This window comes from Paraburkholderia sp. (genome assembly GCF_047605525.1).
Taxonomy (GTDB): domain Bacteria; phylum Pseudomonadota; class Gammaproteobacteria; order Burkholderiales; family Burkholderiaceae; genus Paraburkholderia.
Genome location: NZ_JASGFN010000002.1, coordinates 124,495 through 140,469 on the forward strand (window position 1 = coordinate 124,495; position 15,975 = coordinate 140,469).

The window sequence follows — 15,975 nt, forward strand, 5'->3', positions numbered from 1 at the left end:
AGGAGACGATGGTGACAACGAGCGAAGCCGGGCTGCAGGCCCAACTCGCGGAGCGCGCCTACCGCATTCGCCGCAATGCGCTCTTGATGGGCGAGGTGCAGGGCCAGGGCTACATCGGCCAGGCGCTGGACATCGCCGACGTACTGGCCGTCGCATATTTTCATGCGATGAAATACCAGCCCGACGATCCCGACTGGGAAGACCGCGACCGCTTCCTGCTGTCCAACGGCCACTATGCGATCGCGCTGTATGCCGCGCTGATCGAGGCGGGCATCATCCCCGAGGAAGAACTGGAAACCTACGGCAGCGACGACAGCCGTCTGCCGATGTCCGGCATGGCGAGCTACACGCCCGGCATGGAAATGTCCGGCGGCTCGCTCGGCCAGGGCCTTACGATCGCCGTCGGCCGCTGCCTCGGCCTCAAGCGCAAGGGCTCCAGCTCGTACGTCTACACGCTCTTCTCCGATGGCGAACTCGATGAAGGCGCCGTGTGGGAAGCCATCATGTCGGCCTCGCACTGGAAGCTCGACAACCTGGTCGGCATCGTCGACGTCAACAACCAGCAGGCCGATGGTCCATCGACGCAGATCATGGCGTTCGAGCCGCTCGTCGAGAAGCTCGAAGCGTTCGGCTGGTTCGTGCAGCGCGTGAACGGCAACGATCTCGCCGCGGTGATGCAAGCATTCGACGCGGCGCGCGCGCACCGCGCGCCGCAGCCGCGCATGATCGTCTGCGATACGAAGATGGGCTGCGGCGTGCCGTTTCTCGAAGCCCGCGAGAAAAACCACTTCATCCGTGTCGATGCGCACGAATGGCAACTCGCGCTGAAGGCGCTCGAAGACGGGAGACAGGCATGAGCCAGGCTAGCGCACCCAGGCCGCGTCTGAAGACGTCGGCGATGATCGCGTCGATCGCCGGAGAAGGCCAGCTCACGCGTTCCGCGCCGTTCGGCCACGCGCTCGTCGAGCTGGCGCGCGAGCGCGCCCAGGTGGTCGGTATGACCGCCGATCTCGGCAAGTACACCGATCTGCACATCTTCGCGAAGGCGTTTCCCGAACGCTATTACCAGATGGGGATGGCCGAGCAGTTGCTGATGGGCGCCGCGGCCGGCATGGCGCACGAAGGCGCGCAACCGTTCGTGACGACCTACGCCGTGTTCGCCGCGCGCCGCGCGTACGACTTCATCCACCAGACGATCGCCGAAGACAACCTCGACGTGAAGATCTGCTGCGCGCTGCCGGGTCTCACGACGGGCTACGGTCCGAGTCACCAGGCCGCCGAAGACCTCGCGCTGTTCCGCGCGATGCCGAACCTGACGGTCATCGATCCGTGCGATGCGCACGAGATCGAGCAGATCGTGCCGGCGATCGCCAGCCATCGCGGACCCGTCTATCTGCGCCTGTTGCGCGGCAACGTGCCGCTCGTGCTCGACCGGTACGACTACCAGTTCGAGCTCGGCAAGGCGAAGCTGCTGCGCGACGGCGCGTCGGTGCTGATCGTGTCGACCGGAATCATGACGATGCGCGCGCTCGAAGTGGCGCAGGCGCTCGAGCGCGACCGCGTCGACGTGGGCGTGCTGCACGTGCCGACGATCAAGCCGCTCGATACGGCGACGATCCTGCGCGAGGCGCGCCGCTCGGGCCGGCTCGTCGTCGTCGCGGAAAACCACACGACGATCGGCGGCCTCGGCGAGGCGGTGGCGACGGCGCTGCTGTCGGCCGGCGTGAACCCGCCGTTCCGGCAGATCGCGCTGCCCGACGCATTCCTCGATGCCGGTGCGCTGCCGACGCTGCACGACCGCTACGGCATCTCGGTGGAGACGATGTGCGACACGATCAAGGGCTGGCTGGGCTAAGTCGCTGAACGCATCGACGCTTTCCTCAAACAACACGATTCATCGCGCGTATTGCGCCAAATCAGGAGAATTAACATGTCAGAGTCGAATCTTCTCGCCGGCAAGGTCGCCGTCATTTCCGGCGCCGCATCGCCGCGCGGGATCGGCATGGCCACCGCGCGCATGTTCGCCGCGCACGGCGCGAGCGTCGCCATCCTCGACCTCGATGAAGGCGCGGCGAGCGAAGCCGCCGCTTCGATCGGCCCCGGCCATCGCGGCTATGCGTGCAACGTCACCGACCGCCAGGCATGCCAGGCCGCGGTCGAGCGCGTGATCGCCGACTTCGGCAGGATCGACGTGCTGATCAACAACGCGGGCATCACTCAAGCCGCGAAATTGCTGGATATCGATCCGCAAAGCTGGGACCGCGTCCTCGACGTCAACCTGCGCGGCGTGCTGTATCTGTCGCAGGCCGTGGTGCCGCAAATGAAGAAGCAGGGCAAAGGCTCGATCGGCTGCATGTCGTCGGTGTCGGCGCAGCGCGGCGGCGGCATTCTCGGCGGCCCGCACTACTCGGCCGCGAAGGCCGGCGTGCTCGGTCTCGCGAAGGCGATGGCGCGCGAGCTCGGCATCGACGGCATCCGCGTGAACTGCGTGACGCCGGGCCTGATCCAGACCGACATCAACGCCGGCAAGATCAGCGACGACAAGCGCACCGAGATCCTCGCGGGCATTCCGCTGAACCGGATCGGCGCGCCGGACGACGTCGCGGGCGCGTTCCTGTTCCTTGCGTCGGAGCTGTCGTCGTATATCACCGGCGCCGTGATCGACGTGAACGGCGGCATGCTGATTCACGGCTGAGCCGGGCGCAAAGGGCCGCGGGCGCGCATAGAGGAGGGCGTGTCCGCGGTTGGGCGTTGGGCCACGGCCCGGATGGCGGCTCCCATGCCGCCGCATCGAACAAGACAAATAAAACGAACACTCATATTGGAGGAGCACATCATGTCAAATGTGTCGAAGGGCGCAGGCGGGCTCGACCGCCGCACGTTCCTGAAGGCCGGCGCGGCCCTGTCGGTCGCCGCGCCGCTCTGGAGTATTTCGCGCCGCGCATCGGCGGCCGAATTCTCGTACAAGCTGGCGACGGGCCAGGACCCCTCGCATCCGGTCAATCTTCGCGCGAAGGAAGCGATCGACCGCATCCGTACGGCCACCAATGGCCGCCTCGACATCCGGCTCTTTCCGGCGAACCAGCTCGGCTCCGATACCGATCTGCTCTCGCAGGTGCGCAACGGCGGCGTCGAGTTCTTCAACCAGGCATCGTCGATTCTCGCGACGCTCACGCCGGCCGCCGGCATCGTCAACACGGGCTTTGCATTCAAGGACTACGACACGGTCTGGCGCGCGATGGACGGCGAGCTCGGCAACTACATCCGCGCGCAGATCGCGAAGTCGGGCATCGTCTCCGTGTGTCCCGTGTGGGATAACGGCTTCCGGCAGATGAGTTCGTCGACGCATCCGCTGAAGACGCCGACCGACCTGAAGGGCTTCAAGATTCGCGTGCCGCAGGCGCCGATGCTGACGTCGCTGTTCAAGGCGCTGGACGCGGGCCCCACGCCGATCAACTTCAACGAACTGTACTCGGCGCTGCAAACGGGTGTGGTGGAGGGCCAGGAAAACCCGCTGCCGATCATCGCGACGGCGAGGCTCTACGAAGTGCAGAAGTCCATCAGCCTCACGTCGCATGTGTGGGACGGCTACTGGATTCTCGGCAACGTCGCGGCGTGGAACAAGCTGCCGCCCGACATCCGCGCGATCGTGCAGCGCGAGTTCACCCGCTCGGGCGTGGATCAGCGCGCCGATATCGCGAAGCTGAGCGTGTCGCTGCGCAACGATCTCAAGGGCAAGGGCATTACGTTCGTCGACGTGGATCGCGACGCATTCCGCGGCGCGCTCTCGAAGACTTCCTTCTATAGCGACTGGAAATCGAAATACGGCGACGAGGCCTGGGGCCTGCTGGAAAAAATCACCGGGAAACTCGCCTGAACCAGAGGGGAAGTCATGGTCACGCTGTCCTATCCGCATCACTCGCCGCAGCGTTTCGCGGGCGCGCTCGACGCCGCGCTCGGGCCGCTCGTCGAGATTCCCGCCGCGCTGCTGGTGCTCGCCGAGATCGTCGTCCTGCTGACCGGCGTGGTCAGCCGCTACGTGCTGCGCTCGCCGCTCGTCTGGTCCGACGAGCTGGCCGAGATCCTGTTCCTGTGGCTCGCGATGCTCGGCGCCGTGGTGGCGCTGCGCCGCGGCGAGCACATGCGGATGACGGCCGTGATCGGCATGTGCCGGCCCGGCATGCGCGCGTTCCTCGACATGGTGGCGATCGCGGCGCCGCTCGCGTTTCTGGTTCTCGTCATCTGGCCGGCGATTCAGTTTGCACAGGAAGCGGCGATCGTCACGACACCGGCGTTGAGCCTGTCCGACTCCTGGCGCGCGGCGGCGCTGCCGGTGGGCTCGGCGCTGATGCTGCTGGTGGTCGTCGTGCGGCTGATCCGCGAAGCCAACTGGCGGCTCGTGCTCGCGGCGCTGGCGGCGGTGTTCGCGCTCGGCTGCGTGTTCGTCGCGCTGAGTCCGGTGCTGCGCGATCTCGGCAACTACAACCTGCTGATCTTCTTCGTCGGGCTCGTCGCGCTCGGTGTGCTGTCCGGCGTGCCGATCGCGTTCTCGTTCGCGCTCGCCACCTTCGGCTATCTCGCGCTGACGACGAGCACGCCGCTGACCGTCGTCGTCGGCCGCATGGACGAAGGCATGTCGCACCTGATCCTGCTGTCGGTGCCGCTCTTCGTGTTCCTCGGCCAGTTGATCGAGATGACCGGCATGGCCGCGGCGATGATCGGCTTTCTCGCGAGCCTGCTTGGACACGTGCGGGGCGGTCTCTCGTACGTGCTGGTCGGCGCGATGTATCTGGTGTCCGGCATTTCCGGCTCGAAGGCGGCCGACATGGCGGCGGTCGCGCCCGTGTTGTTTCCCGAGATGGAGAAGCGCGGCGCGAAGCCGGGCGAGCTCGTCGCGCTGCTGGCCGCGACCGGCGCGCAGACCGAGACGATCCCGCCGAGCCTCGTGCTGATTACGCTCGGCTCGGTGACGGGGGCATCGATCTCGGCGCTCTTCACCGGCGGCATGCTGCCCGGTGTCGTGCTCGCGGTGACGCTGTGCGCGCTCGTGTTCTGGCGCAACCGCCATGAGGATCTGTCGCACGTGAAGCGCGCGAGCGGTGCCGAGATTTTCCGCAGGCTGATCGTCGCGCTGCCCGCGCTCGCGCTGCCGTTCGTGATCCGCGCCGCCGTGATCCGCGGCGTCGCGACGGCCACCGAAGTCTCGACGATCGGCATCGCCTACACCGTGCTCGCGGGCCTGCTGATCTACCGGCGCTTCGCATGGTCGCGCCTGAAGCCGATGCTGATCGAGACGGCGTCGCTGTCGGGCGCGATCCTGCTCATCATCGGCGCTGCGACCGGCATGGCCTGGGCACTCACGCAATCGGGCTTCTCGAGCGACCTGGCCGATACGCTCGCGAACCTGCCGGGCGGGGCCGCGACCTTCATCGCCGCGTCGATCGTCGTGTTCATCGTGCTCGGAAGCGTGCTCGAAGGCATTCCCGCGATCGTGCTGTTCGGTCCGCTGATGTTCCCGATCGCAAAGGAGCTCGGAATCAGCGACATCCACTATGCGATGGTCGTGATTCTGTCGATGGGCGTGGGTCTGTTCGCGCCGCCGTTCGGTGTCGGCTACTACTCGGCGTGCGCGGTGAGCCGCATTCACCCCGACGAGGGCATAAAACCGATAGTCGGCTACATGGTCGCGCTCGTCATCGGCCTGATCGTGGTGGCCGCCGTGCCCTGGATCTCGACGGGCTTCCTGCATCCCTGACTCCGCGGGCGCCTGCCACGGCAGCGCGCGACGCGTTCACTCACTGTCGTCATTGGCGCCGCTTCTCCGGAAGCGGCGTGGAAGGAGCGTTTTTGCCATGTCTACCCTCGACGTCCAGCCGCTCGCGAATGCGATCCGCTTTCTGTCGATCGACGCGATCCTGCGCGCCGGCGAAGGCCATCAGGGCGTGCCGCTCGGCATGGCCGAGATCGCGACCGCACTGTTCACGCGGCACCTGAAGTTCAATCCAGCCGATCCGCAATGGCCCGACCGTGACCGCTTCGTGCTGTCGAACGGACACGGCTCGATGCTGCTCTATTCGTTGCTCTACCTGACGGGCTATGCGCGCATCGATCTCGACCAGATCAGGACGTTCCGCGAGTTCGGCTCGCACTGCATGGGGCACCCCGAGTACGATCCGGCCGCCGGCATCGAAGTGACGACGGGCCCGCTCGGCCAGGGCATCGCGAACGCGTTCGGGATGGCCGTCGCCGAGGCGTACCTGAACGCGAAGTTCGGCAGCGGCATCGTCGACCACTACACCTATGCGTTCGTCGGCGACGGCTGCCTCCAGGAAGGCATCGGCCAGGAGATGATTTCGCTCGCGGGGCATCTGCGGCTCGGCAAGCTGATCCTGTGCTGGGACGACAACCGCATCACCGACGACGGCAGCACCGAACTGTCGATCAGCGAGGACGTGTGCGCGCGCTTTCGCGTGGCGGGCTGGCACGTGATCGACGTCGACGGCCACGACATCGAGGCCGTGTCCGCGGCGCTCGAACTGGCGCGCAAGGATCCGCGCCCGTCGATGCTCGCGTGCCGCACCGTCATCGGACGCGGCATCGCGCGGCTGCAAGGGCAGCGTGGCGGCCATAGCGGCAAGCTGTTCGAGGCCGATGCCGAAGCGAGCCGCCAGGCGCTCGACTGGCCGCATCCGCCGTTCGAAGTGCCCGCGGACATCCTCGCCGCGTGGCGCCGCGCGGGTCAGCGCAGCGAGGGCGAATACCGGGCGTGGCAGGCGCGCGTGGCCGCGCTGCCGGCCGAAACGCGCGCCGAGTTCGAGCGTATTCAGGCAGGCCGTCTGCCCGACGGCTGGCGTGATGCGCTCGAAGCGTACCGACGCGAGGCGGTGGAAAGCGGCGAAGCGCGCCAGGGCATCATGGTTTCCGGCGAGATCAACGATCTGTTCGCCGCGACGCTGCCCGAGCGGATGGTCGGCTGCGCCGACCTCGAAGCGTCGACGAGCCACAAGCGCCAGTTGTACGCGTTCACCGCGGCGGACCGTAGTGGCGCCTACGTGCATTGCGGCGTGCGCGAGCACGTGATGGGCGCGATGGCGAACGGCATGGCCGCGCACGGCGGCGTGCTCGCGACCGCCGTCACCTACCTTGCGTTTTCCGACTACGAGCGGCCCGCGATGCGGATGGCCGCATTGATGGGCCTGCCCGTGAAGTTCGTGTTCAGCCACGATTCGATCGGGCTCGGCAGGAACGGGCCCACGCATCAGCCCGTCGAGATCCTCGCTTCGCTGCGCGCGATGCCGAACATGCACGTGATGCGTCCGGCCGACGCGGTCGAAGCCGCCGAGTGCTGGGAGATCGCGCTCGAACGCAGGACCGGCCCGAGCACGATGGTGTTCGCCCGCCAGGCGCTGCCGGCGGTGCGCCGCGCGCAGGTCGCGGAAAACCTGTCGCGGCGCGGCGCTTACGTGCTCGCCGAGGCCGAAGGCGGCAAGCGTCGCGTGACGCTGCTCGCGACCGGCTCAGAAGTGGCCGTTGCGCTCGAAGCGCGTGAGCGGCTCCAGGCGGAAGGCGTGCCGACGGCCGTCGTGTCGATGCCGTGCTGGGAGCTGTTCGACGCACAGGACGCCGGCTATCGCGCCGCCGTGCTCGGCGAGGGCACGGTGCGCGTCGCGGTCGAGGCGGCCGCGCGCTTCGGCTGGGACCAGTACCTGGGCGAGCGCGGCGATTTCATCGGTATGAAGACCTTCGGCGCGTCCGGATCGGCCGAGGTGCTGTTCGAGCACTTCGGCATCACCGCGCGCCACGTCGCGGATGCGGCGCGCCACCTTTTGTCGCAGGAAACCAGACCGGATTTCGAGGAGCAGGCATGACACGGAAAATCGTTTTTCTGGACCGCGCGACGCTCGCGCCGCAAATCCGCCTGCGCCAGCCGGCCTTCGCTCACGAGCTGGTCGAATATGACAGGACCATGCCCGACGAGGTGAGCGCGCGGCTCGCCGGCGCGGCGATCGCGATCATCAACAAGGTGTCCCTCACGCAGGCGGTGCTGGAGCGGCTGCCGGAGCTGAAGCTGATCGCGGTGGCGGCGACCGGCACCGATTGCGTCGACAAGGCCGCGTGCCAGCGGCTCGGCATTGCGATCACGAACATCCGCGGCTACGCGGTCAACACGGTGCCCGAGCATACGTTCGCGCTGATGCTGGCGCTGCGCCGCAACCTGGTCGCGTATCGCCAGGACGTACTGGACGGCGTCTGGCAACGGTCCGGGCAGTTCTGCTTCTTCGACCACCCGATCCGCGACCTCGGCGGCGCGCGTCTCGGCATCATCGGCGAGGGCGTGCTGGGCCAGCGCGTCGCCGAGCTCGGCAAGGCGTTCGGCATGGTGCCGATGTTCGCCGCGCACAAGGGCCGGGCCGGGCTCGGTCCGCTCTATACGCCGTGGCCGGAGGTGCTCGCGACGAGCGACGTCATCACGATCCACAGTCCGCTCACGCCCGACACGCGCAACATGCTCGCGATGCCCGAGTTCCGCGCGATGCGGCGCAAGCCGTTGATCATCAACACGGCGCGCGGCGGCCTCGTCGACGAAAACGCGCTGGTCGCGGCGCTCGACGAGGGGCTCGTGAGCGGCGCGGGCTTCGACGTCTGCGACGGCGAGCCGCCGCGTCCGGACAGCCCGCTCATGCGCGTCGCGCAACGGCCCAACGTGATTCTGACGCCGCATGTCGCGTGGGCATCGGACGAGGCGCAGCAGACGCTCGCCGACCAGTTGATCGACAACATCGAGCAGTTCGTCGGCGGCACGCCGGTGAACCTGGTTTGACGCGCGCCGATAACCGGCCCGGCGCCCGCCGATGCCTGCGCTGCTGATCCGCTCGGCCCCGATACCGGCGGGGCCTGCTGGATCTCAGATGTTTCCTTCCAGCACCGCATCTTCACGGCGTTGCTCGTCGTTCTCCTCGATCGTGGCCCCGACCGGTTCCCATTTGATGAGCAGCGCCGCGACCAGGCCGAGCGCGGGAGCGAGCATCAGAATGCCGATCATGTTGTAGAAGCCCACGGTTGCGACGAGCAGAGGAAAGAAGTAGAAGCCCGTGATGCTGCCCACGCGCACCATCGCCTGTCCCCAGCCCGTGCCGACTCCGCGAATACGCGTCGGATAGGAGAGCGCCGCCATCGTCATTCCCTGAGCGCCGGGGCCGAACGCATGACCGAAAATCATCAGGCCCACGAGCAGGCCCATGTATCCGATAGGCAGCGTGTCGTGCAGCTTGAACAGTGCGAGCAGGGACAGCAGCACGAGCACGTAACCCGCTATTGCCATGCGCCTCGCCCCCATTCTCCGCGTCACCGCGACACCGAGCAGCGCGCCCACGATCCCGAATGCGTTGAAGGCGATGGCACCGAGGATGGCGTTGATGAACGCCTTGCCGAACAGCGACTGCGAGATGGACGGCAGATTGAATCCGATGGCGAAATATTCGAGGCTTTGCGTCGCGCAAATCACGGAGACGAGGATCGTTCGCTTGACGAAACGGGAAGTGAAGATCTCGCCGAAAGCCGCCTGCTGACGCGACTGTGACGCAGGTTGCGCGGCGCCCGGCACGACGCGTGTCCTGATCTTGTAGGTCGCTTCGAGAATGCGCGCGGCTTCCCCCAGCCCCAGATTCTGCGCCGCCCACGGGGCACTCTCCTTGACGTACCTGAAGCGCAGAATCAGGATCAGCAGCGCGGGCAGGGCGCCGAAACCGACTGCGACGCGCCACAGGTCGTCGCCGAAGCCGCCGAAATAGAAGGGGATGGCGATCAGCCCGGTGCACGACGCGGCGACGTACCACATCAGTTGCCACAGATTCACGCCGGCGCCGCGCTTGTGCTTGTTGACGAATTCGGCAATGAAGCTCAATGCCACCGGGAAGTCGAGGCCGACGCCCAGGCCGAGGAGAAACCGGAAAGCGAGCAGCATGGCCAGGTTGACGGAGAGCGCCGCGCCGAGCGCGGCCACGACGAGCAGTACGAGATCGACCAGGAACATCTTGTACCGGCCGACCTTGTCGGTTGCCTTGCCGCCCCAGATCGCGCCGATGAAGGCGCCGATTGCCATCATCGCCGTGACACTGCCCACTTCGAGCGGACTGAGCCCGAATGTTTTCGTGAGCGCCGGAACACCGATCCCCAGGCTCGTGAAGTCGTAAGCGTCGACGAAGACGCCACCGAGGGCGATCACGACGATCAGGAAAGTCGACCGGCCGCCGGGTTGCTCGTCGACAAAGTCCGAAACGTCCTTTGCGCTTCGAATCACCAACTCTTGTTTCATGATGCCTCCGGTGTCAGGATCACCTTGCTTGCCGCAATGTGGCCCTTGTCGAGTTCCGTAAAGACGAGGCCGCCTTCGTGCAGCGGGCGGATGTCGAGCCATTCGAGCGAGCCGAAGGCCCCTTCGTGCAAGGCCGTTACGGTTGCCCGAAGATCGGCCATCGAATAGGTGTAGCTGCCGAGCAGCGTGATTTCGGCGAGCGTCAGCTTGCGCATGTCGATCTCGCTCGCCCAATCCTGCAAACCGATATGCATGATGACGCCGCCTGGCTTGACGGCAGCCATTGCAAGCGCGCGGGTCGTTTTGGCGCCTACCGCGTCGATCACGAAGTCGAACCGGTTCCCGGCTACGGCACTTTCGAGCGGATTGAACGCATGGCAACCGGCGTGCCGGGAAGCCGATGCGCGTCTCAAAGGATTAACCTCGGCCAGCTCGATCGCGCGGCATCCATAGGAGCGCAGCAGCAGTGCCGAAAGCATGCCGATTGCGCCGCCGCCGATCACCAGTGCGCGAGTTTCCGGCAGCGGTCTCGTCATCGCGCGCATCGACAGGTTCAGCGCATGCAACGCGGTCGCCGCGGGTTCGGTGACGGCTGCGTGCGCGGCCTGCATGTCCGGCGGTATCTCGATGATGCTCGACGCCGGAATCGACATGTATTCCGCGAACGCGCCGGGCCGCGTCATGCCGACCATCGTGCGATTCACGCACAGATTGTCGCGCCCCTGCTCGCAGTACTCGCAGCGGCCGCACGTGATCAACGGATTGCCGGTGACGCGCGTGCCGCGCCGCAGGCCGGGCGCGCGCGTATCGGCAATCGTTCCCGAGAACTCGTGGCCCAGCACGAGCCCCGGCTTGCGGCGTGGATCATGGCCATGGAACGCGTGCATGTCCGAGCCGCAAATGCCGACCGCGTCGATCCGGACGACGACCTCGTCGTCGCCGATCTCCGGATACGGGCGTTCGAGCAGTTGGACTTCGTTAGGCTGCGTATAAACCAGAGCTTTCATTGCTGTTCTCCGTTACCGTGTGCAACGCGCCGTTCAGCGTGCCGCTCATCGCGCCGTATAACCGCCGTCGACCATGATGGTCTGCCCGGTGATATAGGCCGACGCGTCGCTGGCGAGAAAGACGGCCACGCCGTAAAGGTCCTCGAGGCGCCCATTGCGACCGATGCAGGTCTGCGCCGCGTGACGGTCCGCGAGCTCCGGATCGTCGAAAACCGCCGCGGTCAGCGCGGTCGGAAAGAAGCCGGGGCCGATGGCATTGCAGGTGATGCCGTGCACGGACCACGCCTGGGCGATCGCGCGCGTCAACTGCACGACGCCGCCCTTCGCGGCGCCATAGGGCGCGCTGTTGCTGAACGCGCGATACGATTGCAGCGACGCGATATTGATGACGCGGCCGTAGCCGTTCGCCTTCATATGCGGCGCCAGTGCCTGGGTCAGGAAGAACGGCGCGCCCAGATGAATCGCGAGCTGCTGTTGCCAGCTATCCGGCGTGATTTCCTCGAACGTCTGACGCAGGTTGACGCCGGCCGCATTGACGAGAATGTCGATCGATCCATGCCGCTCTACCGCTTCGACGGCGCATGCGCGAGCGGCCGCAAGATCGCTCAGGTCGCAGGCGCTCGTGTGCGCATCGATACCTTCTGCCTGCAACGCGCTCGCGGTGGCGTCGAGCGCGGCACGCCGGCGCGCGACGAGCACGACGCGGGCGCCCGCCAAACCCAGTGCGCGCGCCAGTGCGGCGCCGATCCCGGCGTTGCCGCCCGTGACGAGCGCGGTGCGGCCGTGCAGATCGAACATGCCGTGTATGTTCAAGTCGAACTCCTTTGCACGTGTGAGCGCGCTGCGTCAAACCAGAACCGGTTCGCCGCGCACGAACTGGTCGTTCGGAAAGTACTTGCGCAGCCGGTCGTCGGCGGTGCGGGCGTGCGCTTCCATGCCTTCGAGCCGGGAGATGCGCGCGGTCACTGCGCCGATCCGCCCGGCCGCGTCGCGCGTCATGCGCTGCCACGTCAGCGTCTTGATGAACTTGTGAACCGACAGGCCGCCCGAGTAGCGCGCGGCGCCCTTGGTCGGCAGCACGTGGTTGGGTCCGCTGGTTTTGTCGCCGAATGCGACCGTGGTCTCTTCGCCGAGAAAGAGTGAGCCGTAGCAGGTCAGGTGCTCGAGCCACCAGTCGAGATCCGCGGCCTGCACTTCGAGGTGTTCGGCTGCATAGCGGTCCGAGATTTCCACGACTTCTTCGCGCGTGTCGCAGAGCACGACTTCGCCGTAGTCTCGCCATGCGGCTCCCGCGGCGTCACGCGCGGTTGGGGGAAGACCGGCGATCAACTCGGGCACGAGCCGCATCACATCCTCGGCGAGTGTCCTCGAGGTGGTGAGGAGCCATGCGGGCGACTCGTGGCCATGCTCGGCCTGGCCGACCAGGTCGCTGGCAACGATCCGCGCGTCGGCGGTATCGTCGGCAATCACCGCGATTTCGGACGGGCCGGCAAACACGTCGATCCCCACTTTGCCGAACAGCGCCCGCTTGGCTTCCGCGACGAACTTGTTGCCCGGCCCGACGATCACGTCGGCCTGCTTGCCGGTGAAGAGACCTTGCGCCATCGACGCAATCGCCTGAACGCCACCGAGCGTCATGACGACATCGGCGCCGGCGGCCTTGAACGCATAGAGCACGTAAGGGTGGATGCCGCCGCCGCGAAATGGGCTGGAGCACGCGATCACCGTCTCGACGCCGGCCGCCTTCGCGGTCGCGACGGTCATGTACGCGGACGCGATGTGCGCGTATCGTCCGGCGGGCGCGTAGCATCCGACCACATTGACGGGCACGATCTTCTGGCCCGCGGTGACGCCGGGGTACAGCTCCACGGCGAAGTCTTCGATGGAACGGCGCTGCGCGACCGCGAAATCGAACACCTGGCGCGCGGCGAAGTCGATATCTGCTCTCACGTGCGCGGGCACTTCCGCGGCGCGTCGTTCGATTTCCCCGGCGGACACGATGATTGGGCCTTCCCAGTGATCCAGTTGCTTCGCGTAGGCGCGCACGGCCTCTTCGCCGCCGGTCTCGATGCGTGCAAGCATTTCGCCGACCACCTGCTGCGCGGTCGCGGTTTCACTCTCGGGCGTCTTGGTCGCTTTCTTCAGGTAGACAGCGCTCATTACCTTCTCCTCGGTGATCTGCAAAAAATGCAAGCGCTTGCATTCTGGAAATTTTTAAAGGGCTCGAAAGCCCTCAAATTCGTTCGTCGTTAAATCTTTCCGACAAGAGCATGCGTTGAAATGCAAGCGCTTGCATGCAAATATAGGCCGATCTCGACGAGGTTCTATCCGTGTTTACCCACGACCGGATGGGCGCGTTCTGTCTTACGCTTGCAGACGTTGGTTTAGAATCCCGCTAACTGAACGAACGAGTCTCACACCGCGCGTCATGAGTACATTGTCCCGGGCCCGCATCAACGATGTCGCCGCTCTTGCCGGCGTATCGACATCGACGGTCTCGCGCGCGCTGTCCAACCCCGATGTCGTGAAGGCGGACACGCGAGCCCGCATACAGGACGCGATCGCCGCGCTGGGTTACGTTCCGGATGGCTCGGCGCGGGCACTGGCGCTCGGGCGCGGGCGTCTGGTGGGCGCGATCGTGCCGACTCTCGACAACGCGATCTTCGCGCGCGCGGTCCAGGGCCTGCAATCCACGCTGTCCGGTTCCGGCTATCAACTGCTCATTTCCGCGCACGAATACAATCCGGCGGCGGAAATCGAAGTTGTCCGCGCGCTGCTCGAGCGGTCGGTCGACGCCATCGTTCTGGTCGGTCTCGATCATGCTCCGCAGACCTTCGAACTGATCCGGGCAAGCCGCGTGGCGTTGCTCCTGATGTGGACCTACCCCGGAGAAGCACCGGGCGGGACGGAAAACGTCGCACCCGTCATCGGCTTCGATAATCGCGAGATCGGTCGGCTTGCCGCGCAACATCTGTTCGAACTCGGGCACCGCCGCTTTGGGATGATTTCCGGTTTCACGCGCCAAAACGATCGCGCGAGGCAACGGGTCGATGGCTTCAGGCGCACGCTGGCGGACAACGGCATCCGGTTGCCTGAAGCGAACGTCGTCGAGCAGCCGTTCGGCTACGAAGGAGGGCGTGCGGGTCTCAAGATGCTGATGCAATTGCGGCCGGCGCCGACCGCGGTCTTTTGCGGAAACGACGTACTGGCGATGGGATGTCTGTTCGAGGCTCAGAATAGCGGTATCGATGTACCCGGGCAGTTGTCGATTGTCGGCTGCGACGATCTACCCATCTCCTCGCAGATCACCCCGTCGCTGACCACGGTTCTGCTGCCGACCTATGATCTCGGCGTGCATGCGGCGCGTGCCGTTTTGCGCTGGGTGAAAGAAGAGACGCCGCCGGAATCCGAATGCCTGCCGATTGAACTGGTGGTAAGAGGCACGAGCGCCGCGCCGAAGGGGTGATGGCGGGGCGCGGACACGAACGAATATCCATAGCCACCGTCCATAGCCACCAGGCCGACGTGACGACTCGCGTGCGAGTCCGCATCATTCTTCGGGCTGGAAAGGCGCGTGGCCAGAGAGAGGCGGGCGTCGGATAAGATGGCGGCATCTCCGACGACCGCTATTCGACTCTTCCATGCACGCTCCAGCCAGCCGGGACATCCAGCTCCGCATGTTTGTTGCCGTCGCGAGAGCGAATTCGCTGCGCGAGGCGGCCGACATCCTCGGTGTGACGCAACCTGCGGTCAGCAAGCAGATTCGAGCACTCGAAGCCTCGCTCAGCAGGACGCTGTTCCTGCGGCACGGACGGGGGATGCAGTTGACGCCCGACGGCCGCGCGCTGTTTCTCGAAGTCGAACCGCTGCTCAACGCGCTCGATACGGCATTTGCGCGCTCGTCGCTGCAATCGCGACATGGCGGCACGCTCCGGATCGCGGCGGTACAAACGCTGGTGGCGTCGTTCATGCCGATGCTGAGCCGCGAGCTGCTCGACGACTACCCGGACCTGCGCCTCACGATCCATTGCGATAGTTCCACGAATGTCGTGGAGAGCATCGAACGGGACCGGGCCGATATCGGTTTCGTCTACGAGACCGCGGTGGACGGGCCGGATCTCGTCAGCCAGCCGCTGTTCGAGGAGACACTGACGCTGTATACCCGCGCCGGTCCCGACGCCGACGTTGAAGCCGACGCCGACGCGGCTCCGAACCTCGCGGCGATGAAGCTGATCGTTCCGCCACGCGCGTATGCGCTGCGTCGGATAGTAGAGCGGGCATTCGGGGCCGCGGTTCAGCCGTACATCGAATGTGATTCCCTCGAACTCAGCCTGCGGCTCGTGTCGATGACCGACGCCGTCACGGTATTGCCGTCGACGTTACCGCGTGACATGGTCGAGGATCGAGGTCTGCGGCGCCGGCTTCTGCCCTCGATGCCGGGCCGCCGGCTGGTCGCGCTGTCGCGCAGGGGGCATCGCGCCTCGCTGGCGTTCGATACGGCGCTCGAGATTGCACGGCGCATCGGCACGCTCGCGATAACGCCCGCCATAACGCCCGGTTAATCCAGAGTTATTTCTGGACGCATGGCTCGCGGCGTGCGCGGGATGAATACTGACGGCAGTTCGGCGGTTCCACGCCGGTCCCATACGTCAG

Annotated in this window: 13 protein-coding genes; 9 read left to right on the plus strand and 4 right to left on the minus strand. The window is 66.1% G+C overall.

The annotated features are described in order from the left end of the window. Positions 1 to 8: 8 nt before the first annotated feature. The 7 genes from QM685_RS02925 (at position 9) to QM685_RS02955 (ending at position 8,821) form a co-directional block, all read left to right on the plus strand. Positions 9 to 857, plus strand: a complete 849-nt coding sequence (locus tag QM685_RS02925; RefSeq protein WP_415112549.1) for a transketolase — start codon at positions 9 to 11, stop codon at positions 855 to 857. Further along, positions 854 to 1,855, plus strand: coding sequence for a transketolase family protein (locus QM685_RS02930; protein WP_415112551.1), 1,002 nt, complete (start codon positions 854 to 856; stop codon positions 1,853 to 1,855). Before QM685_RS02925 ends, QM685_RS02930 begins: the two co-directional genes overlap by 4 nt. A gap of 75 nt (positions 1,856 to 1,930) precedes the next feature. Beyond that, positions 1,931 to 2,695, plus strand: coding sequence for an SDR family NAD(P)-dependent oxidoreductase (locus QM685_RS02935; protein WP_415112553.1), 765 nt, complete (start codon positions 1,931 to 1,933; stop codon positions 2,693 to 2,695). 141 nt (positions 2,696 to 2,836) lie between these two features. Further along, positions 2,837 to 3,877 carry a TRAP transporter substrate-binding protein gene (locus QM685_RS02940; protein WP_415112555.1) on the plus strand — a complete coding sequence of 347 codons (1,041 nt, stop codon included), beginning with the start codon at positions 2,837 to 2,839 and terminating at the stop codon, positions 3,875 to 3,877. Positions 3,878 to 3,892: 15 nt separating this feature from the next. Continuing rightward, complete coding sequence (locus QM685_RS02945) at positions 3,893 to 5,755, plus strand: TRAP transporter large permease subunit (protein WP_415112557.1); 1,863 nt, start codon at positions 3,893 to 3,895, stop codon at positions 5,753 to 5,755. A gap of 97 nt (positions 5,756 to 5,852) precedes the next feature. Further along, entirely contained in the window at positions 5,853 to 7,868 is a 2,016-nt protein-coding gene (tkt, locus tag QM685_RS02950) for a transketolase (RefSeq protein WP_415112559.1), read from the plus strand. Next, positions 7,865 to 8,821 carry a D-2-hydroxyacid dehydrogenase gene (locus tag QM685_RS02955; protein WP_415112561.1) on the plus strand — a complete coding sequence of 319 codons (957 nt, stop codon included), beginning with the start codon at positions 7,865 to 7,867 and terminating at the stop codon, positions 8,819 to 8,821. The genes tkt and QM685_RS02955 overlap by 4 nt, the downstream gene beginning before the upstream one ends. A gap of 84 nt (positions 8,822 to 8,905) precedes the next feature. On the opposite strand, the gene QM685_RS02960 is transcribed toward QM685_RS02955, so the two are convergent. From QM685_RS02960 to hisD, 4 genes are read right to left on the minus strand one after another with little or no spacing between them, the layout of a single operon-like run. Continuing rightward, positions 8,906 to 10,315 carry an MFS transporter gene (locus QM685_RS02960; protein WP_415112563.1) on the minus strand — a complete coding sequence of 470 codons (1,410 nt, stop codon included), beginning with the start codon at positions 10,313 to 10,315 and terminating at the stop codon, positions 8,906 to 8,908. Beyond that, positions 10,312 to 11,322 carry an alcohol dehydrogenase catalytic domain-containing protein gene (locus QM685_RS02965; protein WP_415112564.1) on the minus strand — a complete coding sequence of 337 codons (1,011 nt, stop codon included), beginning with the start codon at positions 11,320 to 11,322 and terminating at the stop codon, positions 10,312 to 10,314. Before QM685_RS02965 ends, QM685_RS02960 begins: the two co-directional genes overlap by 4 nt. Positions 11,323 to 11,367: 45 nt before the next feature. Next, entirely contained in the window at positions 11,368 to 12,135 is a 768-nt protein-coding gene (locus QM685_RS02970) for an SDR family NAD(P)-dependent oxidoreductase (RefSeq protein ID WP_415112566.1), read from the minus strand. Between the two features lie 33 nt (positions 12,136 to 12,168). Continuing rightward, entirely contained in the window at positions 12,169 to 13,482 is a 1,314-nt protein-coding gene (gene hisD / locus QM685_RS02975) for a histidinol dehydrogenase (protein WP_415112568.1), read from the minus strand. Between the two features lie 268 nt (positions 13,483 to 13,750). On the opposite strand from hisD, the gene QM685_RS02980 reads away from it, so the two are divergent. After that, complete coding sequence (locus QM685_RS02980) at positions 13,751 to 14,788, plus strand: LacI family DNA-binding transcriptional regulator (protein ID WP_415112570.1); 1,038 nt, start codon at positions 13,751 to 13,753, stop codon at positions 14,786 to 14,788. A gap of 211 nt (positions 14,789 to 14,999) precedes the next feature. After that, the gene (locus QM685_RS02985) at positions 15,000 to 15,884 is read left to right on the plus strand and encodes a LysR family transcriptional regulator (RefSeq protein ID WP_415112572.1); all 885 of its coding nucleotides are present in this window, start codon (positions 15,000 to 15,002) and stop codon (positions 15,882 to 15,884) included. Positions 15,885 to 15,975: the final 91 nt, after the last annotated feature.

Coding starts and splice junctions, on each gene's coding strand:
- QM685_RS02925 (WP_415112549.1), top strand. CDS start 9: ATGGTGACAACGAGCGAAGCCGGGCTGCAGGCCCAACTCGCGGAGCGC.
- QM685_RS02930 (WP_415112551.1), top strand. CDS start 854: ATGAGCCAGGCTAGCGCACCCAGGCCGCGTCTGAAGACGTCGGCGATG.
- QM685_RS02935 (WP_415112553.1), top strand. CDS start 1,931: ATGTCAGAGTCGAATCTTCTCGCCGGCAAGGTCGCCGTCATTTCCGGC.
- QM685_RS02940 (WP_415112555.1), top strand. CDS start 2,837: ATGTCAAATGTGTCGAAGGGCGCAGGCGGGCTCGACCGCCGCACGTTC.
- QM685_RS02945 (WP_415112557.1), top strand. CDS start 3,893: ATGGTCACGCTGTCCTATCCGCATCACTCGCCGCAGCGTTTCGCGGGC.
- tkt (WP_415112559.1), top strand. CDS start 5,853: ATGTCTACCCTCGACGTCCAGCCGCTCGCGAATGCGATCCGCTTTCTG.
- QM685_RS02955 (WP_415112561.1), top strand. CDS start 7,865: ATGACACGGAAAATCGTTTTTCTGGACCGCGCGACGCTCGCGCCGCAA.
- QM685_RS02960 (WP_415112563.1), bottom strand. CDS start 10,315: ATGAAACAAGAGTTGGTGATTCGAAGCGCAAAGGACGTTTCGGACTTT.
- QM685_RS02965 (WP_415112564.1), bottom strand. CDS start 11,322: ATGAAAGCTCTGGTTTATACGCAGCCTAACGAAGTCCAACTGCTCGAA.
- hisD (WP_415112568.1), bottom strand. CDS start 13,482: ATGAGCGCTGTCTACCTGAAGAAAGCGACCAAGACGCCCGAGAGTGAA.
- QM685_RS02980 (WP_415112570.1), top strand. CDS start 13,751: ATGAGTACATTGTCCCGGGCCCGCATCAACGATGTCGCCGCTCTTGCC.
- QM685_RS02985 (WP_415112572.1), top strand. CDS start 15,000: ATGTTTGTTGCCGTCGCGAGAGCGAATTCGCTGCGCGAGGCGGCCGAC.